The organism is Kribbella sp. NPDC048928 (genome assembly GCF_043197975.1).
GTDB lineage: Bacteria > Actinomycetota > Actinomycetes > Propionibacteriales > Kribbellaceae > Kribbella.
Genome location: NZ_JBICUC010000006.1, coordinates 463,349 through 483,608, shown reverse-complemented (window position 1 = coordinate 483,608; position 20,260 = coordinate 463,349). Strand labels below are relative to the sequence as shown.

The 20,260-nt window shown below is 68.5% G+C and carries 21 protein-coding genes; 6 read left to right on the top strand and 15 right to left on the bottom strand.

The genetic code is table 11. From position 1 onward, the window contains the following. Window positions 1-105: 105 nt before the first annotated feature. The 5 genes from rpmB to ACGFI6_RS27455 form a co-directional block, all read right to left on the bottom strand. The gene (rpmB, locus tag ACGFI6_RS27475; RefSeq protein WP_132153237.1) at window positions 106-327 is read right to left on the bottom strand and encodes a 50S ribosomal protein L28; all 222 of its coding nucleotides are present in this window, start codon (window positions 325-327) and stop codon (window positions 106-108) included. An 84-nt stretch (window positions 328-411) separates the two neighbouring features. Beyond that, entirely contained in the window at window positions 412-2,400 is a 1,989-nt protein-coding gene (locus ACGFI6_RS27470) for an aldo/keto reductase (RefSeq protein ID WP_393123413.1), read from the bottom strand. Between the two features lie 33 nt (window positions 2,401-2,433). Beyond that, the gene (locus ACGFI6_RS27465) at window positions 2,434-3,261 is read right to left on the bottom strand and encodes a carbohydrate ABC transporter permease (RefSeq protein ID WP_393123411.1); all 828 of its coding nucleotides are present in this window, start codon (window positions 3,259-3,261) and stop codon (window positions 2,434-2,436) included. After that, complete coding sequence (locus ACGFI6_RS27460; protein ID WP_393123409.1) at window positions 3,251-4,306, bottom strand: carbohydrate ABC transporter permease; 1,056 nt, start codon at window positions 4,304-4,306, stop codon at window positions 3,251-3,253. Before ACGFI6_RS27460 ends, ACGFI6_RS27465 begins: the two co-directional genes overlap by 11 nt. A gap of 1 nt (window position 4,307) precedes the next feature. Then, window positions 4,308-5,585 carry an ABC transporter substrate-binding protein gene (locus ACGFI6_RS27455; protein WP_393123407.1) on the bottom strand — a complete coding sequence of 426 codons (1,278 nt, stop codon included), beginning with the start codon at window positions 5,583-5,585 and terminating at the stop codon, window positions 4,308-4,310. Window positions 5,586-5,708: 123 nt separating this feature from the next. Here ACGFI6_RS27455 and ACGFI6_RS27450 point away from each other — a divergent pair, with 123 nt between their 5' ends. Beyond that, a complete protein-coding gene (locus ACGFI6_RS27450; RefSeq protein ID WP_393123405.1) occupies window positions 5,709-6,314 on the top strand; it encodes an HAD family hydrolase in 606 nt (201 codons plus the stop codon). Here the strand turns inward: ACGFI6_RS27450 and ACGFI6_RS27445 are convergent. From ACGFI6_RS27445 to ACGFI6_RS27430, 4 genes are all read right to left on the bottom strand, one after another. Then, window positions 6,309-6,803, bottom strand: coding sequence for a GNAT family N-acetyltransferase (locus tag ACGFI6_RS27445; protein ID WP_393123404.1), 495 nt, complete (start codon window positions 6,801-6,803; stop codon window positions 6,309-6,311). The two genes, ACGFI6_RS27450 and ACGFI6_RS27445, sit on opposite strands and share 6 nt — an antisense overlap. A gap of 156 nt (window positions 6,804-6,959) precedes the next feature. Next, the gene (locus ACGFI6_RS27440) at window positions 6,960-7,793 is read right to left on the bottom strand and encodes an SMP-30/gluconolactonase/LRE family protein (RefSeq protein ID WP_393123402.1); all 834 of its coding nucleotides are present in this window, start codon (window positions 7,791-7,793) and stop codon (window positions 6,960-6,962) included. Window positions 7,794-7,831: 38 nt separating this feature from the next. Next, window positions 7,832-9,058: an MFS transporter gene (locus tag ACGFI6_RS27435; protein WP_393123400.1), complete on the bottom strand. Its 1,227-nt coding sequence runs from the start codon at window positions 9,056-9,058 to the stop codon at window positions 7,832-7,834. Window positions 9,059-9,107: 49 nt separating this feature from the next. After that, entirely contained in the window at window positions 9,108-9,737 is a 630-nt protein-coding gene (locus tag ACGFI6_RS27430) for an HAD-IA family hydrolase (protein WP_393123398.1), read from the bottom strand. A 52-nt stretch (window positions 9,738-9,789) separates the two neighbouring features. On the opposite strand from ACGFI6_RS27430, the gene ACGFI6_RS27425 reads away from it, so the two are divergent. Further along, complete coding sequence (locus ACGFI6_RS27425; RefSeq protein WP_393123396.1) at window positions 9,790-10,947, top strand: ROK family protein; 1,158 nt, start codon at window positions 9,790-9,792, stop codon at window positions 10,945-10,947. On the opposite strand, the gene ACGFI6_RS27420 is transcribed toward ACGFI6_RS27425, so the two are convergent. Genes ACGFI6_RS27420 through ACGFI6_RS27410 form a run of 3 tightly spaced genes read right to left on the bottom strand, consistent with a single transcriptional unit; the run spans window position 10,944 to window position 13,484 of the window. Next, window positions 10,944-11,717 carry a DinB family protein gene (locus ACGFI6_RS27420; protein ID WP_393123394.1) on the bottom strand — a complete coding sequence of 258 codons (774 nt, stop codon included), beginning with the start codon at window positions 11,715-11,717 and terminating at the stop codon, window positions 10,944-10,946. The genes ACGFI6_RS27425 and ACGFI6_RS27420 overlap by 4 nt on opposite strands. Beyond that, window positions 11,714-12,520 carry a bifunctional hydroxymethylpyrimidine kinase/phosphomethylpyrimidine kinase gene (gene thiD, locus ACGFI6_RS27415; protein ID WP_393123392.1) on the bottom strand — a complete coding sequence of 269 codons (807 nt, stop codon included), beginning with the start codon at window positions 12,518-12,520 and terminating at the stop codon, window positions 11,714-11,716. Before thiD ends, ACGFI6_RS27420 begins: the two co-directional genes overlap by 4 nt. A gap of 1 nt (window position 12,521) precedes the next feature. Beyond that, the gene (locus ACGFI6_RS27410) at window positions 12,522-13,484 is read right to left on the bottom strand and encodes a thiamine-phosphate kinase (RefSeq protein WP_393123390.1); all 963 of its coding nucleotides are present in this window, start codon (window positions 13,482-13,484) and stop codon (window positions 12,522-12,524) included. A 293-nt stretch (window positions 13,485-13,777) separates the two neighbouring features. Here ACGFI6_RS27410 and ACGFI6_RS27405 point away from each other — a divergent pair, with 293 nt between their 5' ends. The 4 genes from ACGFI6_RS27405 (at window position 13,778) to ACGFI6_RS27390 (ending at window position 16,329) form a co-directional block, all read left to right on the top strand. Beyond that, complete coding sequence (locus tag ACGFI6_RS27405) at window positions 13,778-14,011, top strand: Lrp/AsnC family transcriptional regulator (RefSeq protein ID WP_198682133.1); 234 nt, start codon at window positions 13,778-13,780, stop codon at window positions 14,009-14,011. Window positions 14,012-14,045: 34 nt separating this feature from the next. After that, window positions 14,046-14,528: a DUF3515 domain-containing protein gene (locus ACGFI6_RS27400; protein WP_393123389.1), complete on the top strand. Its 483-nt coding sequence runs from the start codon at window positions 14,046-14,048 to the stop codon at window positions 14,526-14,528. 118 nt (window positions 14,529-14,646) lie between these two features. Then, window positions 14,647-15,063 carry a YciI family protein gene (locus tag ACGFI6_RS27395; RefSeq protein WP_393123387.1) on the top strand — a complete coding sequence of 139 codons (417 nt, stop codon included), beginning with the start codon at window positions 14,647-14,649 and terminating at the stop codon, window positions 15,061-15,063. A 66-nt stretch (window positions 15,064-15,129) separates the two neighbouring features. After that, window positions 15,130-16,329: an RNA polymerase sigma factor gene (locus tag ACGFI6_RS27390; RefSeq protein ID WP_393123385.1), complete on the top strand. Its 1,200-nt coding sequence runs from the start codon at window positions 15,130-15,132 to the stop codon at window positions 16,327-16,329. Here the strand turns inward: ACGFI6_RS27390 and ACGFI6_RS27385 are convergent. From ACGFI6_RS27385 to ACGFI6_RS27375, 3 genes are read right to left on the bottom strand one after another with little or no spacing between them, the layout of a single operon-like run. Then, the gene (locus ACGFI6_RS27385; protein WP_393123384.1) at window positions 16,299-17,792 is read right to left on the bottom strand and encodes a carboxylesterase/lipase family protein; all 1,494 of its coding nucleotides are present in this window, start codon (window positions 17,790-17,792) and stop codon (window positions 16,299-16,301) included. The two genes, ACGFI6_RS27390 and ACGFI6_RS27385, sit on opposite strands and share 31 nt — an antisense overlap. A 17-nt stretch (window positions 17,793-17,809) precedes the next feature. Further along, window positions 17,810-18,940: a D-alanine--D-alanine ligase family protein gene (locus ACGFI6_RS27380; protein ID WP_393123382.1), complete on the bottom strand. Its 1,131-nt coding sequence runs from the start codon at window positions 18,938-18,940 to the stop codon at window positions 17,810-17,812. Between the two features lie 58 nt (window positions 18,941-18,998). Then, a complete protein-coding gene (locus ACGFI6_RS27375) occupies window positions 18,999-20,204 on the bottom strand; it encodes a cytochrome P450 (RefSeq protein ID WP_393123380.1) in 1,206 nt (401 codons plus the stop codon). Between the last annotated feature and the right edge of the window lie 56 nt (window positions 20,205-20,260).

Genomic DNA, 20,260 nt, shown 5'->3' with positions numbered 1-20,260 from the left:
AGGGGGGGGGGGGGGGGGGGGGGGGGGGGGGGGGGGGGGGCGGCGCGCCGCCGCCCCCCCCCCCCCCCCCCCCCTACTCGAAAGCCCTACACGGAGAAAGCTGGGTCAGCCGACGACGCGCTGGACCTTGCCGGCCTTGATGCAGGACGTGCAGACCTTCATGCGGGTCGGGGTGCCCTTGATGAGCGCCCGCACCGGCTGAATGTTGGGGTTGAACCGCCGCGGCGTACGAGCCTTGACCCGGCGGATCATCGCGCCCTTACCCAGACGGGCAACGCTGTTGCCGAACGTCGGCTGCTTGCCGCAGACATCGCACTTCTTAGACATGATTCTCCGTGTTCAGGGTCGTGACTCCGACAGATCATGTTACATGCGTGTCAGCACACGACCAATTCGGCTGCCCAGGCCCTCCTAGGCAGTGAGATAGGCCACTTCCTCGTCCGTCAGCGTCACCGACAGACCAGGTGTCGAGGTCCGCGTCTCGCTCACGTGCCGCGGCCCGATCAGCGGGAACACCGGGTACGGCTGGTGCAGCAGCCAGGCCAGCGCGACGGCCGTCGGCTCGACGCCCTTCGCGGCCGCCAGCTCCCGCGCCCGGTCCAGCCTACGGAAGTTGTCGTCGGAGTAGAAACAGCGGACCAGTTCGGCGTCCGACCTGTCCTCCGGCTTGGCCCGTCCGGTAAAGAACCCGCGCGCCTGGCTCGACCACGGGAACAGGGCGACCTGCCGCTCCCGCAGCCACGCCTGCGACGCGTCGTCCGACACGTGCCGGCAGCCGGCCCACGGCACGTCGTACGCCCGCGCGAGGCTGAGGTGGTTGCTCAGCAGCGTGAACGGCTGCTTGCTGTTCGCCTCGGCGTACGCGTTCGCCTCGTCGAACCGCTCCAGCGACCAGTTCGACCCACCGAACGCCTTGATCCGGCCTGCCTTGAAGTGCTCGTCCAGTACGTCGACGAACTCCGACACCGGGATCTCCTCGTTGTCCCGGTGCATGAAGTACAGGTCGACGTGGTCGGTCTGCAGCCGCTCGAGGCTCTCGTGCAGCTGCCGCGTGATCGACTCCGGATCGCAGTACGGCGTGTGCGCGCCCTTCCCGATCAGGACGACGTCGTCCCGGTTGCCGCGCGACGTCATCCACTGCCCGAGCAGCTTCTCGCCGCGGCCGCCGCCGTAGATGTAGGCCGTGTCGAACGTCGTACCGCCGCGCTCGACGAAGTCGTCGAAGATCACCGCGGCGTGCGGCAGCGTCTGCTGGTTGTCCACGCCCATCACGAGGCGGGACACCTGCTTGTCGACGCCCGGCACGTGGCCGTACGTCATCGGGGCGTCGGCGCGCTTGGCCAGCGGGCGCCCGGTCGCGGTCGGGACGATCGCGTCGTCCCGCTCGCTCGTGTACTGCTGCCCGATCGCCGCGCGCCACTGGTCCTGAACGGTGAGGTTGCCGAGCGTGTCCGCCCAGCTCATCTCCGGCGCCTCCTTCGCGCCGGAGGCGATCGCCGCCTGTACCGCCTCGGCCTCCGCGGTGTAGATCAGGGCCGGCTCCGCGGACAGCTCCCGCGCCTCCTCCCCGACCTTGTGCAGGACGACCTTGTTCGGCTTGCCGTCACCGCCGAACCACGGGTCGTCGACCTGGAGGTAACCCTTGCTGCCGTAGATCCGGACCTGGTTCTCGTCCGACAGCCGGACTCCGGTGGTGATCTGCGCGGTGACGCCGCCGTCGAAGAACAGCGTCGCCGCCGTCCACTCGTCGACGCCGGTCTCGCCGACCGTACCGACCGCGTTCACCGCGGCCGGGTCCGCGAACGGCTTCCCGGTCGCCACGCCCGCGATCAGCCGGGCCATCGACACCGGGTAGCCCCCGACGTCGAGGATGCCGCCGCCGGCCAGTTCGTCGGCGAAGATCCGGCTCTCCGGGTTGTACCCGGCGGCGAACGCGAACGTGGCCTGGATCGAGTGCACCGTGCCGAGCTCGCCGTCGCGGACCAGCTGCGTGATCAGCTTGGTCTGCGGCAGGCACCGGTACATGTACGCCTCCATCAGGAAGACGTCGTTGCGGACCGCGGCCTCGATCATCGCCTCGGCCCACGCGCGGTTGATCGCCAGCGGCTTCTCGCAGAGCACGTGCTTGCCGGCCTCGGCGGTCTTGATCGCCCACTCGACGTGCATCGGGTGCGGCGTGGCGATGTACACCGCCTCGACGCTCTCGTCGGCGAGCAGGTCCTCGTACGAGGCGTACCGGTTGGCGATGTCCCACTTGTCGGCGAAGGTGTTCGCCGACTCGATCGACCGGCTGCCGACGGCGACGACCTCGTTGGTCGCCGACGTCGGCACCTGACTGGCGAACCGGGACGCGATGTTGCCGGTGCCGATGATGCCCCAGCGGAGCTTGTGGTCAGTCAAAAGAAATCCCGTGGTTGGTGTGTGGTTTCAGGGTCAGAACTTCATGGCGCCCGCCGCGAGATCGGCGATGAAGGAACGCGCGCCGATCAGGAAGACGCCGATCAGGGGGATGACGCTCATCAGGGCCCCGGCCATCACCATCGAGTAGTCGGTGCCGTAGATGCCGTTCAGCTGGTCCAGGGCGACCTGGAGGGTGAGGCGGTTCGGATCGGTCATCACGATCAACGGCCAGAGGTAGTCGTTCCAGACGTTGATGAAGGTGAAGATGCCGAGGAAGGCCAGACCGGGCCGGAGCACCGGCAGGCCGACGGTCAGGTACTGCCGGAAGAAGCCGGCACCGTCGACCTTGGCGGCCGAGATCAGCTCGTCGGGGATCGCGCCCTTGGCGTACTGGCGCATCCAGAAGATGCCGAACGCGTTCGCCGCGCCCGGGATGATCAGGGCCTTCAGCGACCCGATCCAGCCGAACTGCGCGAGCGTCACGAACTGCGGCACCAGCGACAGCTGGGTCGGGATCATGAACGTCGCGAGCAGCAGGCCGAACAGCACGTTCCGGCCCGGGAACTCGTACTTCGCGAACGCGAACGCCGCCAGCGAGTCGAAGAACAGCACCAGGATCGTGACGCCGAGGGCGGCGATCAGCGTGAGCAGCATCGAGCCGAAGAAGTCGATGTTGTCGAGCACCTTGCCCATGTTCTCGAACAGGTGCGAGCCGATCAGCAGCTTCGGCGGGTACGTGAAGATGTCCGGGGTGGTGTTGGAGGCCATCACCACCATCCAGTAGAACGGGAACAGCGAGACGACCACGCCGAGCATCAGCACGACGTGACCGACGGCGGTACGTACGCGCTCAATCGACATCTGCGGTCTCCCTCTGTACAGCCGTCTTCTTGGCATTCTGTGCTGCGATCCGGCGTTCCACCCGCCGAGCGGCGCGTCGGGTCAGGCGTTCGTCGTCGGTGCCGCCGATCAGCCGCCAGTTCACGATGCTGAACAGCACGATCAGGATGAACAACGCCCAGCCGATGGCAGCGCCGTACCCGAACTGGTTCTTGATGAACGCGCTCTGGTACAGGTACGAGACGATCGTCAGGCCGGCGTCACCGGGTCCGCCGATGCTGCTGGTGTCACCGAACAGCACCCGGGACTCGGTGAAGATCTGCAACCCGCCGATCGTCGAGGTGACCGCGGTGAACAAGATGACCGGCCGCATCATCGGTACGGTGATCCGCCAGAACGTCTGCCGCGGCGACGCACCGTCGACCTTCGCGGCCTCGTACACGTCCGCCGAGATCGCCTGCAGACCGGCCAGGTAGATGATCGCGTTGTAGCCGACCCAGCGCCAGGTGACGATGGTGGCGATCGCGATCTTGATCCCCCACGGCTGCGTGAGCCAGTCGATCTTGCCGACCCCGATCGACTCGAGGAAGGCGTTCAGCAGACCGAAGTTGTTGCTGAAGATCGAGCCGAACACCAAGGTGACGGCGACCACGGACGTGACGTTCGGGATGAAGTAGGCGATCCGGTAGAAGCTGCGGAACCGGGTCGCGTTGTGCAGCGCGTTCGCGATCACCAGGGCCAGCAGCAGCATCGGCACCGTCGACAGCACCCAGATGATCAGCGTGCTGCCGATCGCCTTCCAGAACACCGGGTCGGAGAGCAGATAGCTGTACTCCTGCAGCCCGACCCATTTCATCTGGCCGATGCCGTCCCAGGAGTGGAACGAGATCCAGATCGAGAACAGCACCGGGAACGCGCCGAAGATCGCGAACAGGATGAAGAACGGCGCCACCGCGGCGTACTGCGGGAACGCCTGGCGGTACTTGTTCGGCGGCTTGCCGTCGGATGCTGCGCTCGCGGCGACAGCGCCTCCGGAGGCCGGGGCGGCCTTGCTCGTGACGGCCATCTCAGATCGCCCCCGCCCGGGTGAGTTCGCGCTCGATCTGGTGCTGGGCGTCGGACCAGGCCTGGTCCGGGTTCTTGCCGGCCGTCTCGACGTTCACCAGTTCGTTGCCGAGCGGCGTGTCGATCAGCGAGTCGTACGGCGAGAAGAATGCGCCAGGGTACTTCTTGGCGGAGTCGGCGAACACGTCCACGATCTTCTGCCCGCCGAAGAACGGGTCGGGCGCGCTCAGCCGGGAGTCGGTGTAGCTGGCCGGCGTCGACGGGAACAGCACCGGGTCGAGGAACGCCTGGGCCTGGTTCTTCGCCGACTCCAGCCAGCTGATGAAGGCGAAGGCGGCCTTCGGATCCTTGCAGTACTTCGTGATCCCGAGGAACGACCCGCCCTTGTTACCGGGCCCGCCGGGCTGTGCGGTGACCCGCCAGAGGCCCTTGGTCTTCGGGGCGGCGTTCTTGGGCCCGAGCTGCGCCCACCAGACCGCAGCGCTGAAGGCGACTAGTTTGCCGTTGGTGACGACCGCGTCCTCGTCGGTGGAGCCGTTCTGCGCGTTCGCCGACAGTCCCTCCTTGACCACCCGGACCGCGAGGTCGAAGGCTTCCCGGACATGGTCCTGGTCGCCGATGAACTGCCCGTCGGAGGTCATGTAGCGTTTCGACTGCTGGGCCATCCGGTAGTCGTAGACACTCTTGATGTTGTTCGTGATCGCCGAGCCGGGGACGGCCTGCTTGAGCTTCTTGCCGAGCTGGATGTAGGCGTCCCAGTCCGGGGCGAGCTGGGCCACCGCAGCGGGATCGATGTCGATGCCGGCCTTGGTGAAGATGTCGGACCGGTAGAACAGCGCGGTCGGCCCGGTGTCCATCGGGTACGCCATCATCTTGCCCGCCGGCGTGACGCCCCATTTCCACTTCCAGGGCAGGAAATCCTTCTCCAGCTCCTTGGCGCCGAGCTCGTACAGGTCGTGGAACTGGTCGGCGTTCGGGAAGTAGGTCGCGACGTCGTCGTTGATCGCGACGATGTCCGGGACCAGGGACTTGCCGGCCAGCGCGGTCAGGACCTTCGTCTTGTAGTTCGATCCGATTCTGGTCATCGACAACTTCATGCCGTCGTACCCGGGGATCGTCTTCTCCGCCTGGCCGATCAGGTCGTCATTCACGGATCCGACCCAGGTCCACATGCTGAGCTCGTTCTTTCCGCCCAGCGAGCTGCGGGATCCGCAGCCGGTGAGACTCGCGGCGGCGAGGGCGGTGCCGGCCGCGAGGAACTGCCTTCTGCCCAGTGTCATAGCCTCACCTGGCGCTTTCTGTTGGATTTCGCCGGAAGGTGTCCACATATGTTTACGTAGCCATAGGTAAGCGCATACCGACTGAACCGGTCAAGGTCCAGGTCCTGATGACAAGATGAACCTATGAGCTCACGCGCTGTCCTCTTCGATGCCGACGGAGTCGTGCAGCGGCCCACGCGCGACTGGTGGGGCCGGTTGACCGGGCTGGTGCCGGCCGACGGGGACGCGTTCGTGGCCGAGCTGATGGCGGCGGAGCGGCCGGCGCTGGTCGGGAAGGTCGACTTCACCGACGCGCTGGCCGACGTACTGCGCCGCTGGAACTCGACCGCCCCGCTCGAGGAGGCGCTCGAGCCGTGGACATGGTTCGCCGCGGAGCCCGCGGTGGTCGAGCTGATCCAGACGCTCCGCGCGGCCGGCGTCGGGTGCCACCTGGCGACCAACCAGCAGGCGTTCCGGCGGGCGGTCATGCAGGACGAGCGCGGGTACGGCGCGTGGTTCGACCGGACGTTCTACTCCTGCGACCTCGGCCTCGCGAAGCCGGATCCGGCGTACTTCCGGGCGATCCTCGGCGCGCTCGACCTGTCCGCGTCCGACGTGCTGTTCATCGACGACAACCAGGCGAACGTGGACGGCGCACGGAGCGTCGGCCTGCACGCGGAGCTGTACGACCTGTCGTCCGGCGTACCAGCCCTGATCGAGCTGCTACGCCGGTACGACCTTCCGCTATAGCTGCCTGAAGTAGACCGCGACCGGGAGTTTCACGCAGCCGAGGCTCTCGTAGAAAGCCCGCGCCGGGGCGTGGAAATCGTCCCCGCCGGTGCCGATCTCGACGTACTGCGCGCCCTCGCCCCGCATCGCCGCGAACGCGTGCTCGCAGAGCATGGTTGCTGTGTTCGAACGGCGGTGCTCGCGGGTGACGGCCAGGATCTCGACCGTGCCCCGGCGACGGGTCTCGTCAACGTGCCAGGCGACGTACCCATTGAGTACGCCGTCCTGCTCGGCGACGGCGACGTACTTGTGAGCGTCCGGGTCGTGCAGCGTGGGGACCTGCCGGCGGTAGTCGCCGCGCCAGTCGCCGTGCTGGCGGGTGAAGATCAGGTCGCCGACCAACGGGCGGAACGAGTCCTCGTAGAACGGACCGAAGGTGTCGATCGTCAGGCTGATCAGCGGCGTGAGATCGGCGTCGGCGTACGAACGGATGTGGCCTTCGAAATGCATGGAGGGTGCCTCTCGTGAGTGCGAATCGGGCAGGCGTGACCGGCCCATCGCCTGGTCGAGCGGCGGCGGGCCGGGGTCAGCGCCGGGTGCGCCCGGCTGCGAAGCACTCCATGCAGGTGATGTTAGCGAGTGCCGGGTGAGGTCTGGTGGGTGAGTTCAGCGCGTGGCGGCCGGTACGGCGACCGGGAGAGTGTGGATCCGGCCGGTGCGCGGGCCGTTCCGGAGCCGGTCGAGGTTGTCGGCGATCGAGTCGTTCATCCGCCACTCCGACGTGAGGATGCAGAGCGTCGGTCCGTCGAAGTCGACCAGGGTCAGCGCGAACGGCGCCCGGTTCTCGGGCAGTTCGACCGACTGCAGGATCTCGCCGCCGTCGGCGACCCGAACGACGCCTTCGCTGCCGGTCTGGACCCAGATCGCGCCCTCGGCGTCCAGGACGATGCCGTCCGGGCCGAGGTTCTCGGCGAACACGCGCCGGTTCGTCAGGCCGCCGTCGGGCTGTACGTCGAACGCGGTCAGCCGGCCCGCGAACGACTCCGCGATCACCAGCGTGCGGCCGTCCGGCGTCAGCACCATGCCGTTCGGGAACTGGATGTCGTCCGCGACCTCGCGCACCGTGCCGTCCGGCGTGACCAGCTTGATCCAGCCGGGCTTCGGCTCCTCGCCACCGGAGAAGTTGAAGTCGGCGCCGTCCAGGTAGATGTTGCCGTGGGCATCCACCACCAGCTCGTTCGCGCCTTGATCCGCCAGGACGGTGATCGATCCGTCCGGCTCGTACCGGCGCAGTTTGTCGCCGGTCGTCAGTAGACGGCCGTCCGGGGTCCAGTCGATGGACCAGCCCATCAGATTCTCGACCGGTACGTCGAAGTACTCCGCCGTACCGTCAGCGCGGACCGCGACGACCTGCTGCTCGATCCAGTTGCAGAACCACAGCCGGCCGTCGTGCCGGCGGGCGGATTCGGGCATACCCAGGTTGTCGATCAGGAGCTTCATGGGGTGGCACCTCGTTCGCTCGGGGGTGTGTTCATCCCCTACACGAACGCGGTGCGGGCAGATCGACGGCTGAGCAGGAAAAGTACGGCGAGCAGCGGGAGGGTGATCAGGTACGCCGTTCGCAGGTCCAGGACTCGCGCCAGTACGGCGAGGATTGCGGGGGCGATGAGAATCGCCGTACCGGAGGCGAGTGCGCCGACCGCGGCGAGGCGTGCGGAGCTGATGCCCGGGGTTGCTACGAGTGAGGCGAGGGTGACTGGGTAGAGCGGTGCCACGCCGAGGCCCGCGACGACCAGGCCGAGGGCTACGACCGCGGGAACGTCGAACAGGCTGACAAGGAGAGTGCCGCATGCGGCTAGCAGGCTGGACGGGTAGATCGGGGACCAACTGCGGAGCTGGATCGGGCCGATCGCGCGGCCGACCGCCATACCGATCGGGAACGCACTCCCGAGCAGCGCGGCTGTCGGCGTCGGCAGTCCGGTCGCGATCAGCCGGGCCACCGCCCACACGACGAAGCAGAACTCCACCGATACCGCGAGCACGACCCGGAGCCACCCGACCCCCACGTCCATCACAACCCGTCGCCCCACCCGCCGCCACTTCCGCCCCAGCCCCACAGCCGGAGCCGAATCAATCAACACCGCCACAACTTCCTGCTCGTGCACAGAGTCAGTCGGTTGCCGGGCGGCGCCGTTGGCGGACGGTGTGGTTGGTTGGTTGGGGGGTGTTGTTCGTTGGTGGGTGAGGAATGCCAGCAGGATCAGGGGTGGGGCGGCGGCGATCATGGCCAGGCGACCGGTGGGGCCCAGGCCGTCCAGGGTGCCGATCGCGAGCGGGGCGAGGATGCCGGTGCCGCTGGCGACCGCGTTCACGCGACTGAGCCGGGATGCCGCCGTAGGACCGTTCAGCATCAGCGGCGCGACCAGGACCAGCAGCGCGCCGCCCAGCCCGACGAACAGGCCGCCGGCGATCGCGACCACGTACGCAGGAGCAACCGCGATCAGCACCGCACCGATCGCACACAGGACCGAGCCGAGCGCGAGGACGGTCGGCATCGGCCAGCGCCGGAGCATCCGCGGGCCGATCGCCGCGACGATCAGCAGCCCGACCGCGAACCCGGACGACAACAACGCCAACCGCCCGGTCGGCTCATCCAGGTCACGCGCAAGGATCGCCACACAAGCCCCGAGCCCAGCCAGCACGAAACCCATAGCCGACAGCGCGATCCCGATCCGCACCTCATCAGCCCGACGCCGATTCTCCACCGAAGCACGCAATGTCATTCCCACCCCCACACACCCATCCCCCGCTGCTTCATTCTCGGGCTTGGAGGAGGTTGTTGAGGTGGTGGAGGTCGGGGAGCTCGATGTCAGCAGCTATGCCCTTCAACCCCGCTGTGAGCGCTCCCGAGGCCCGCCCGGCCGACAACCCGACCACCGTGTCCTCGACCACCAGACATTCCGTCACCGGTACGCCGAGCAGCTCCGCCGCCCGCACGTACCCTTCCGGATCCGGCTTCCCCCGGCTGACGTCGTCGACCGTGACCAGCACCGACGGAGCAATCCCCGCCGCGCTCAGCCGCACCTTCGCCAACTGCGCCGGCGCGCTGGTGTAAACCGCCCACGGCATCTCACGCCGTTCGAGCGTCGCGATCACCTCCACCGCACCTGGCTTCGCCACCACGCCCTCGACATCGGCGACCTCCAGGTCGAACACCCGCGTCCACGCCACGCCCTGTTCCTCGGCCGACAGCTCCGGCAGGAAGTGCGCGACCGTCGCCGCGGCAGGGTTCCCGTGCGCGACCGCGAGCACCTCGGCCGGCGACAGACCGTACTCGGTCGCCCAGCGGCCCCAACTCCGGTCCACGACGGCGTCGGAATCGACAAGGGTGCCGTCCATGTCGAACAGCACGGCCCTGATGTCGCGGATGTCGCGGATGCCCATGACCCCTCCAGTCAAATAAACTCGCTCTCCGAGCATAAGGCGAAGGGCAGCGATGACTCCAGTGCGCCGGGGACAATGGCAGACGGCTTCGGACGTCCTGACCCAGGTGGCCCGTCACCCAGGCATCACCCGGGCCGCGGTCGCGCGCACGCTCCGGCTGAGCACGGGTTCGGCCACCGAGGTGACTGCCCGGCTACGCGACGTACACCTCCTGACGGAAGCACCCGCACCCAGCCAGGGCCGCGGGCGGCCGACCACAGTGCTGCAGGCGCACCCGGAGGGCCCTGTGGTCCTCACACTCGACCTGCGGCAGAGCAGTTGGCGCAGTGCAGTCGTAGCGCTGGATGGGTCGCTGCAGCACCCGCAGTACAAGCGGCACCGGAGTCGGCGCGCACAGGTGGTGCTCAACAACCTGCGGCGCGAGGTCGAGCAGGCACACCAGCAGTACGGCGAACGCCTGCAGCTGGTGAGCCTCGCCGTACCGGGCACTGTGCGCGACAACCACCTCATGCAGGCCCCAACACTGGAGTGGGCCGAGCTGGACCTCGCACAAGTCACGGCGAACCTTGACGTACCACTGCTGGCCGGCAACGACGCAACGCTCAGCGGCGTGGCCGAGGCCCGCACCGGTGCAGCAGCAGGAGCCGGTACGGCGGTGCATCTGATCATTGAGGTCGGTATCGGCGGGACGCTGCTCATCGACGGCGTACCGGCGCAGGGCGTGTCCGGTGCGGGTGGTGAGTACGGGCATATGCCGTTCGGTGATCGCTCCCGGACCTGTCCGTGTGGCGCTCGCGGCTGCTGGGATCTGGAGATCGACGGACGCGCGCTGGCGCGCCACCTGAAGCAGCCGACTCCGGACGACCCTGTTGCGTACGCGGAGAAGGTACTGCGGCGCACCGATCGGCCTGCTCGCGCAGCGGTACTCAGGGTGGTCACCGCGCTGGGCTACGGCATCGCGGGTCTCGTCAACGCGCATGACCCGGATGTGGTCACCATCGGCGGGCTGGCGATTCCGCTACGCGCGGCGGCCGAGGACACGTTCAGGACGGCGTACGAGAGTGGGCTGATGGCGTTCCACCGCGGCTCTCCCCCGCCGGTGCTTGCCGCCACCCACCAGCCGGACGGGCCGCTACGGGGCGCGGCGGCGCTGGCGCTCGACCAAGTCACGAGCGAGTCATCCATCGCCGCCTGGGTCGCCCAACGCTAGTCGGCGACGCGCACTTCCTCGATCGCCTCTTCGGACACTGCTTCAGTCGACTCGCCAGTCGCGTCTCCGGTCGCATCCTGAGTCGCGTCCTCGGTTGCGTCTTCGGTGGCGTCTTCGGTGGCGTCTTCGGTGGCGTCTTCGGTGGCGTCTTCGGTGGCGTCTTCGGTGGCGTCTTCGGTGGCGTCGTCGTCCGCCGGCTCCGGCTTGGGCTTCGGCACGATCGGGGGCTCGACCTTCGCCAGGATCTCGAGGACGTCGTGCCGATGGTGCTGGATCTCGTGCGCCGTGTGGCGAATGATCCAGCCCAGCGTCCGCGGCGCCCGCACCGGATAGTTGTACAGCCCGAGCTTGCCCAGTTGCTGCGGCTGCAGCACCCGTGCCGCCGCGCCGAACTCGCGCGCCAGCCGCATCAGCGCGGCCGCGACCTCCATCGGGTCCTGGTCCTCGTACTTCTGCTGCTTCACCCGCCCGGTCCGGTCCATCGGCGCGTACACAGGCCGGTCCTCCGCAAGGCACTGGGCGATCCGCAGCCGTTGCACCTCGAGCACGTCACGCACGTGGCACGCGTACTCGATCGCCGACCACACCTCCGGCTCCGGCCGCAGCCGCACCACGCTCGCGTCCGGACCGGCCGCCGCCTTGGTCAGCGCCATCGCGCAGTCCGCCGCCTGCCGGATCAACAACGTCACCGTGCCTTGCAGGTCACCTGTGTCGTAGTTGAAACCGCACTGCTCGCAGTACCCGTCGACCGGGGGCTGCTGCTTGCTCAACTCGTGCTCCCTCGAAATCTCCACGCATGGTCGACCGGGCCGATGCCTTCGCCCAGGGCGAAGCCGGCTGCGATCGCTCCGGTCACATACTCCTTGGCGGCACCGACAGCACTCGGTACGTCATAGCCGCGAGCAAGGTACGACGCGACGGTGCTGGCCAGCGTGCAGCCGGTGCCGTGCGTGTGCCTGTTGTCGGCACGGGACGCGCTGTACACACGCCGTACCCCTTGACCGTGCAGAACGTCGACTGACGCCGTACCGACGTCGTGGCCGCCCTTGACGAGCACCCAGGTCGCGCCTGCGGCCAGCAGCGCCTTCGCAGCAAGCTCCCGGTCCTCCACCGTCGCCAGTTCGATGCCGGAGACCGGTCCGAGCTCAGTGAGGTTCGGGGTGAGGACTGTGGCCAGCGGCACGATCTCGGCGCGTACGGCGTCCATGGCGTCCGGCGCGAGCAGCGCGTCGCCGTGCTTGGACACCGACACCGGGTCGACCACGACCGGTACGTCCGGCGGCAGCGTGCGCAGCAGCGACGCGACAACGCGTACCATCGACGCGGAGGCCAGCATGCCGGTCTTCACCGCGTCGACGCCGATGTCGTCGACCACACTGCGGAACTGGACGCGTACCTGCTCCTCGGGCAGCTCCCACGCCCCCTGGACGCCGAGGCTGTTCTGCGCGGTGATCGCGGTCAGCACGCTCATGCCGTGCACACCGTTGGCAAGCATCGCCTTCAGATCCGCCTGGATCCCGGCTCCACCACCGGAGTCGGACCCCGCGATCGTCAGCACTCTGGGCGGGCGCATCTCAACTCCTGAAGTGGGCGTGGCCGGTCTCCGCAGCATACGGCGCGCCGTCCACGGTCACGGTCCCGGCCGGTCGTTCCTCGTTGCCCTCAGCAACCGACCCGATCACGGTCCAGCCCTCGGGCACGTCGGCCGGCTCGAAGGTCCCGACCAGCGCGTGGTCCTCGCCACCGGTCAGTACGAACTTCAACGCGTCCACGCCGGTCGCGGCCGCCACCGCCTGCAGCGGCTCCGGCACGGTCAGGCCCTTCGTGTGCACGTCGATGATCACCTTGCTCGCCGCCGCGATGTGCCCGAGGTCGGACAGCAGGCCGTCGCTGACATCGCAGAGCGACGAGGCTCCGCTGAGCGCGGCCCGCGGACCCTCGGCGTACGGGGGTTGCGGGCGCCGGTGCGCCTCGACGACGGCCCGTGGCGAGCGGAACCCGCGGGCGAGCACCGCCCAGCCCGCTTCGGCCCAGCCGAGCCGGCCGACGTACGCGACCTCGTCCCCCGGGCGGGCGCCGGACCGCAGCACCGGCTGCCTCCCGTCGAGCGAACCGAACGCGGTCACTGACACGACGATCTTGTCCGACTGCACCGTGTCGCCGCCGACGATGCTCGCCTCGACCAGCTCGCACTCGTCGACCAGGCCCTGGTTCAGCTCCAGCGCCCAGGCGGTCGGCAGGTCGGCGGGCCCACCGAAGCCGACCACGAGCGCAGTCGGCCGGGCGCCCATCGCAACCACGTCGGCGAGGTTCTGTGCGGCGGCCTTGCGGCCCACGTCGTACGCCGACGACCAGTCCTGGCGGAAGTGCCGGCCCTCGATCAGCAAATCGGTCGTGATCACCATGCGGCCGTCCGGCACCGCCATCACGGCCGCGTCGTCACCGGGACCGACCAGGACGTCCTCACTCTTGGACAGCCCCTTGGTGACGGCCGCGATCAGGCCGAACTCACCCGTGCTCCCCAACGTCTCTGTCACGTCAGCAGACCTCCCATATCGCTAGCCGGAGTCTAGGCGGTGCCTGGTGATCCCGCGCCGTAGCGAGGAGGTGCTCGGTGCGGTAGCTCGGCGTGCGGGGGGCGAAGGTCTCGATGCGGAGCATCGTGGCCTTTGCACCCGTGCGGCGAGGTGCCGTGCCGAGTGCCCCGCAGTAGGCGGGGGATTACCAGGCACCGCCCTAGGCGGTACCGTGACGTGGCAACGAGTACGCCCGGGCGCCTGGCAGTACTGTGTCCGGACCGGCTGAGGACGACTGAGTGGAGAACGACGTGGTGGTCCAGGCATACATCCTGATCCAGACCGAGGTCGGCCGGGCGGCCGACGTGGCCGCACAGATCGCCGAGGTCCAGGGCGTCACCCTGGCCGAGGACGTCACCGGGCCGTACGACGTGATCGTCCGCGCCGAGGCCCGTAACGTCGACGAACTGGGCAAACTGGTGGTTGCCCGGGTCCAGAACGTCCCCGGCATCACCCGTACGCTGACGTGCCCCGTCGTCCACATCTGAACCCACTACCTACGGGGACCCGCTCACTCTCAGCATGCCCAAGCTCAAACCCGCCCGCACCGTGATGTGGTCCGCCGCGGCCGCTCTCGGCGCGCTCCTGATCGCCGGTTGCGCCGCCGGGCCGGCTGAGGTCTCAGTTCCCTCCCCCGCGCCCGAGGTCGCCACAGCCTGTACGGACCTGGTCAAGGCGCTGCCTGACAAGGTCCTGGACGCAAAACGCCGCAAGACGACCCCTGAGAGCCCGCTGACCGCGGCGTACGGGGACCCGCCGATCGAGGTGACCTGTGGCGTCGCGCCTCCGGCCGGCATGGCCGAGGCGCAGTCCCAGTGCTTCGAGGTCAACGGCGTCGGCTGGTTCGCCAAACAGGTCCAGAACGGCACCATCTTCACCACCATCGGCCGCGCCGTCTACTTCGAGGTCGCAGTCCCCTCGAAGTACTCCCCCGAAGCCAACGCCCTGACCGATGTCTCGGACGCTGTCCACAAGTTCGACAAACTTGTCACTCCCTGTACCTGAACTCGGCATACTCACTGACGAGATCTTCTTTGGCGGGGCGTGTCCGGTCTGGCTGTTCGGGGGCGACGTCTCGGGTGGAAGCGCCCTGCGGTGGGTGCTCTGAGGACGGGAGAAGCTGATGAAGTACATGATCCTGACGTACGCGTCGCAGGAGGACTACGACGGCATGGCGGGGAAGGACACCGGGAAGCCGGCCTGGCAGCCGGAGGACTTCGCGGCCATGGGCGCCTTCATGGAGAAGCTCAACAACGATCTGGCGGAGTCGGGTGAGCTGGTCGAGACCCGCGCGCTCGCCGCGCCGGTGCTGACCAGACGGCTCGGCTCGAAGGACGGGCAGTCCGTGGTCACCGACGGCCCGTACGCCGAAACCCAAGAGGTGCTCGCCGGCTACTGGATCGTCGAGTGCGAGTCCTTCGACCGCGCCACCGAGATCGCCTCCCGACTCGCGGACACCCCTGCGCCCGACTTCGTCCGAGCGACGGCGTATGCCGACATCCGCCCCATCATCGACGGTCGTGAAGCCCTCATGGAGTGAGCGGCCGTAGCGAGTGGTCGTGGGTGGCCTGCCGGGCTGAGCGGTGAGGTGGGGTGGTGAGGTGGGATGACTGGTCGGGTCGAGGAGTTGTTGCGGGAGTTGGCGCCGCAGGTGCTCGGGGCGCTGGTGCGGCGGTACGGGCACTTCGCGACGGCTGAGGACGCCGTGCAGGAGGCGCTGCTCGCGGCGGCGCAGCAATGGCCGAGCGACGGCGTACCGGAGAGTCCGCGCGGCTGGTTGATCACGGTCGCCTCCCGTCGGCTGACGGATCTGCTCCGCCGTGAGCAGTCCCGCCGCCGGCGGGAGGATCGCGTCGCGCACTGGGCCCCGCAAGGTGACCCGGTCGGCGACACCGACGACACACTGGTGCTGCTGTTCCTGTGCTGTCATCCCTCGCTGTCTCCCGCGTCCCAGATCGCGCTGACGCTCCGGGCGGTCGGCGGTCTGACCACGGCCGAGATCGCGCGAGCGTTCCTCGTCCCGGAGCCGACCATGACGCGCCGGATCACCCGGGCGAAGGCGAGCGTGAAGGAGACCGGCGCGCGGTTCACGATGCCCACCGATCGGGAGGAGCGGCTCGGCGCGGTGCTGAAGGTCGTGTACCTGATCTTCAACGAAGGCTATGCGAGTACGACCGGACCAAGCCTGCAACGAGTCGAGCTCGCCGCCGAAGGCATCCGCCTAGCGCGCTTGCTGTACCGCTTGCTCCCCGACGACCCCGAGGTGGCCGGCCTGCTGGCGTTGCTCCTGCTGACCGATGCTCGCCGACCGGCCCGCACCGGTCAGCTCGGCGAGCTGGTGCCGATGGCAGAGCAGGATCGCTCCCTCTGGATCCAGCCACTGATCCGCGAGGGCATCGACCTGATCACCGTGACGCTCCCTCGCGGACCCGTTGGCCCGTACCAACTGCAGGCAGCCATCGCGGCGGTCCACGACGAGTCACCATCCGCCGACGCGACCGACTGGCCACAGATCGTCGCCCTGTACGAGGTCCTGCTCCAACTCACCGACAACCCGATGGTCGCCCTCAACCACGTCGTCGCGGTCGCCATGGCACGCGGTCCGACCGAGGGCCTCGAACTGTTGTCGACCATCGAAGCCGACGAGCGCATCACGAAGGACCACCGCCTGTCGGCGGTCCGGGCCCATCTCCTGGAGCTGTCCGGCGACACCCCAGGCGCAAAGGCCGCGTACGAGCAGGCAGCCACCCGCACCACCAGCATCCCCCAGCAACGCTACCTAAGATCCCGAGCCAACAGACTCTGATTCCTAGCCGGGGTGGGCCAGGAGGTGCGTTCTTCGGGGTGGGGGTCGGTGGTGGTCCCGGAGGCGGTGGCGAAGTGGCGGCTGACGCGATTGTCCGTGGTGTAGGCGGGCCAGCCGGGGTTGCCGGTTTTGGCGAAGTCGACCCAGGTCTTGTGGACCAGGTCGGCCAGGTGCTGCGGGGGTGCGGAGCCGAGCATCGTCGCGGTGGATGCGTCGTCGAGGTTGTCGAAGACGAACGGGAGCTCGACGACGTGGCAGGCGCCGAGCGTGCCGTTGCATGCGGGCGACTGCCAGCCGAACTCGTAGACGTAGGTGCCGGGATGCGCCTCGGCGAGCCAGAGTGCGGGCATGCGGTAGTACGCGTCGGTCATGATCGCGGCCAGCACCTCGCCCGGCGTGGACCCGCGGCGGTTCGCCCGATAGTGACGTACGCCGCCGATCGGCAACCCGAAACGCAGCCCGGCCGCCGCGTACAGCAGCGGAGTGCTGATCTTGGCGGCAGCGCCGGTCGGGATCAGGAACAGTCGAGCTTCCTCGCTGTTCGTACCGATCATCAGGTCGACGTCCGCGCCCGCACCGGAGCGGATCCGGTCGATCGGCGGCGCCGGCAGCAACTCCCCGTCGACGACCGGACTGAACGGCAGCAACGTCCGGGCGACATCGCCCCACTTCTTGGCGCGCGCCTTGGTCGCCTGCCGGCCGAGCTCGTCCTGCACCGCGAGCAATCGGTCGATCGGTACGTCGGCGATCGCCTCGCGGGTCGGCTCCGTACCGAGCGCGATGGCCAGCTTGGCACCGACGATCAGGGCGGTCTCCGGGCCGATGGTGTTGTGCGCGGCGCCCGATTCGGCGATCGCCCGGTGGAACAGCCCCTCCGCGCTCGGCATCGCGAGCAACGTACAGACGCTCATCGCTCCGGCCGATTCGCCGAAAACCGTCACGTTGCCCGGATCGCCTCCGAAGGCGGCGATGTTGTCGCGGACCCACTTCAGCGCCGCGATCTGGTCGAGCAGTCCGAGGTTCGGCGTACCGTCGCCGAACCACAGGAACCCGTCGGCGCCGAGCCGGTAGTTGATCGTCACCAGGACCACGCCGTCGCGAGCGAACCGGCTGCCGTCGTACACCGACAGCGCGCCGGAGCCGCTGGTGAACGAGCCGCCGTGGATGAACACCATCACCGGCGCCCGCCCGGCCAGACTCGGCGTCCAGACGTTCAGGTTGAGGTAGTCGTCGCCCGGGATGACGCGTCGCGGCACCAGCGCACCCAGCTCACCGGCCTCCGTCTGAGGTGCCGTCGCGCCGTACGCGGTCGCGTCCCGGGGCGAGGTCCACGGTTCGGGAGGTTGCGGTGGCTCGAAGCGGTTCGGACCGACCGGCCGCGCTGCGTACGGGATGCCCTTGAACGAAAGCACGTCCGCGTCCGTGCCACGGACAGGCCCGTACTGGGTGCTGACGAGCGCCATCCGGCTAGGACCTCTCGTCAGCGCAGGCCGGTCGGGCGGGTCATCGCCAGGTTCAGCAGGTGTTCGACGAGACTCGCGTAGTCCTTGCCGGAGGCCGCCCACAGCCGCGGGAACATGCTCGTCGGCGTGAACCCGGGCATCGTGTTGATCTCGTTGATGATCACCCGGTTGTCGGCGTCGACGAAGAAGTCGACCCGCGCGAGCCCCTCGGCCTCGATCGCGTCGAACGCGGTCAGCGCCTTGGCGCGGATCTCGTTGGCGAGCTCGGCCGGCAGGTCGGCCGGCACCGACAGCGCGAGGTACTCCTCGCCCTCGGGCAGGTACTTGGTCTCGAAGTCGTAGAAGTCGTGCCCGCCGCCGGACACCGCGACCTCGCCGCAGACGCTGACGTCCGGCTGCCCGCCGTCCAGGGTGCCGAGCACGCCGACCTCGATCTCCCGCGGGTCCTTCGCGGACGCCTCTACGATCACCTTCGGGTCGTGTGCCCGGGCCTCGACGATCGCGCCGTCGAGCTCGTCCAGGCTGTTCACCTTCGTGATTCCGAGACTGGACCCGCCACGGCTCGGCTTCACGAACACCGGGTAGCCGAGCGCGTCCACCGCCTCGCGGCAGGCGGCCGGGTCGCGTTTCCAGTCCCGGTCGCGGATCACGACGTACGGCGTGACCTCGAGCCCGGCCGCCTGGAACACGACCTTCATGTAGTGCTTGTCCATCCCGACCGCGCTCGACAGCACGCCGGAACCGACGTACCGGATGTCGGACATCTCGAGCAGGCCCTGGATGGTGCCGTCCTCGCCCCACGGGCCGTGCAGCAGCGGGAACACCACGTCGACCTGGCCGAGGGTGCTCGGTACCTGCTCGGGCTCGCTGACCACGAGCTCGCGGTTCGCGCCGAACAGCACCGGCATCGCGGTGACGTCGACCTCCGGGAGCTTGCCGTCGGTGATCGACAGGCGCTCGGGATCGCCGCTCTCCAGCACCCAGTGGCCGCTGGTACTGATGCCGACCGGGACCACGTCGTACTTGTCCCGGTCGATGACCTGCAGGACGTTCGCCGCGGTCACGCAAGAGATGGCGTGCTCGCTCGAACGGCCGCCGAAGACGACCGCGACCCGGGGCTTGCGTTGACCTTCTGAGTACTCACTCACCGGCTCGACTGTAGCGGTCCGGCGATGACGATCCGACCGGGGTTCGGTTAAGAAGTGTTCAGATCGGCGCGTCCCAGGTGACTGGCAACGCTGTCACTCCGTACACGAGCGTGTTCTCCCGGTAGTCGATCTCCTCGAACGGTACGGCCAGTCGCAGCGTCGGGATCCGCCTGAACAGGCGCGTGTACACCTCCTGCAACTCGAGCCGTGCCAGCTGCTGACCGATGCACTGGTGCGGCCCGAACCCGAAGGCGACATGCGCCGCCGCATCCCGTTCGAGGTCCAGCCGATCGGGATCCGGGAAGACAGTCTCGTCGCGGTTGGCCGACGACAAGGCGGCGATCAGGTAGTCGCCCGTGCGGATTGTCGACGATCCGACTGTCAACTCTTCGGTGACGTAGCGGAACAGGCCGAAGTGCACCACCGAGAGGTACCGCAGCAGCTCCTCGACCGCGGCCGGCGCCTTCGACGGATCCGATCGCAGTACGTCGAGCTGCTCCGGGCTGCGCAGCAGTGCAAGGGTGCTGAGCGCGATCATGTTCGCGGTCGTCTCGTGGCCCGCGACGAGCAGCGTGACTCCGATCGTCACCAGCTCCTCGATGCTCAACGGCGTACCGAGCTCCTCGCCGCGGGTGATCAGCCGGGACAGCAGGTCGTCCTCACGATGCGCCTGCTTCGCCAGTACGAGGTTGACGATGTACTGGTTCAGCTCGTCGCTGGCCTGGCCGATCTCGTCGGTGTACCCGTCGACGCGGACAAGCAGGGCGCTCCGCTCCTGGAACTCCCGGCGATCCGCGTACGGGACGCCGAGCAGCTCGCAGATCACCAGCGACGGGATCGGCAGCGCGAACTCCTGCACCAGGTCGACCGGGCCGCCGGCCGCCAGCATTGCGTCGATCCGCTCGTCGATCATCGCCGCAACCCGCGGCCGGAGCGCCTCCATCCGCTTGACCGCGAACTCGGTCGCGAGCATCCTGCGCAAACGTTTGTGCGCCGCGCCGTCGACCTGCAGGATCGACCCCGACTCCACTTCACGGTCCAGATCCGCATCGGGCACGACGTGATCCGAGGGCGCGAACCGTGAGCTCAGACGGGTGTCGCGCAGCAGGGTCCGGACGTCGTCGTACCGGCTGATCACGTGCGCGTCGACGCCGGCCGGTGTGGACACCCGCGTGGGCGCGTCGGTACGGCGGAACGCGGCGTACTCCGGCGCCGGGTCGAAGGGACAACCGGACGGCCTGCCGACGGGAAAGCTCTCGGTCACCGCTGCCTCCACTCGCTGCCTGTTCTCGCGTCGCCACGAGATTCTGGTAGTGACTA

Coding starts and splice junctions, on each gene's coding strand:
- rpmB (WP_132153237.1), bottom strand. CDS start 327: ATGTCTAAGAAGTGCGATGTCTGCGGCAAGCAGCCGACGTTCGGCAAC.
- ACGFI6_RS27465 (WP_393123411.1), bottom strand. CDS start 3,261: ATGTCGATTGAGCGCGTACGTACCGCCGTCGGTCACGTCGTGCTGATG.
- ACGFI6_RS27460 (WP_393123409.1), bottom strand. CDS start 4,306: ATGGCCGTCACGAGCAAGGCCGCCCCGGCCTCCGGAGGCGCTGTCGCC.
- ACGFI6_RS27455 (WP_393123407.1), bottom strand. CDS start 5,585: ATGACACTGGGCAGAAGGCAGTTCCTCGCGGCCGGCACCGCCCTCGCC.
- ACGFI6_RS27450 (WP_393123405.1), top strand. CDS start 5,709: ATGAGCTCACGCGCTGTCCTCTTCGATGCCGACGGAGTCGTGCAGCGG.
- ACGFI6_RS27445 (WP_393123404.1), bottom strand. CDS start 6,803: ATGCATTTCGAAGGCCACATCCGTTCGTACGCCGACGCCGATCTCACG.
- ACGFI6_RS27440 (WP_393123402.1), bottom strand. CDS start 7,793: ATGAAGCTCCTGATCGACAACCTGGGTATGCCCGAATCCGCCCGCCGG.
- ACGFI6_RS27430 (WP_393123398.1), bottom strand. CDS start 9,737: ATGGGCATCCGCGACATCCGCGACATCAGGGCCGTGCTGTTCGACATG.
- ACGFI6_RS27425 (WP_393123396.1), top strand. CDS start 9,790: ATGACTCCAGTGCGCCGGGGACAATGGCAGACGGCTTCGGACGTCCTG.
- thiD (WP_393123392.1), bottom strand. CDS start 12,520: ATGCGCCCGCCCAGAGTGCTGACGATCGCGGGGTCCGACTCCGGTGGT.
- ACGFI6_RS27400 (WP_393123389.1), top strand. CDS start 14,046: ATGCCCAAGCTCAAACCCGCCCGCACCGTGATGTGGTCCGCCGCGGCC.
- ACGFI6_RS27395 (WP_393123387.1), top strand. CDS start 14,647: ATGAAGTACATGATCCTGACGTACGCGTCGCAGGAGGACTACGACGGC.
- ACGFI6_RS27390 (WP_393123385.1), top strand. CDS start 15,130: ATGACTGGTCGGGTCGAGGAGTTGTTGCGGGAGTTGGCGCCGCAGGTG.
- ACGFI6_RS27385 (WP_393123384.1), bottom strand. CDS start 17,792: ATGGCGCTCGTCAGCACCCAGTACGGGCCTGTCCGTGGCACGGACGCG.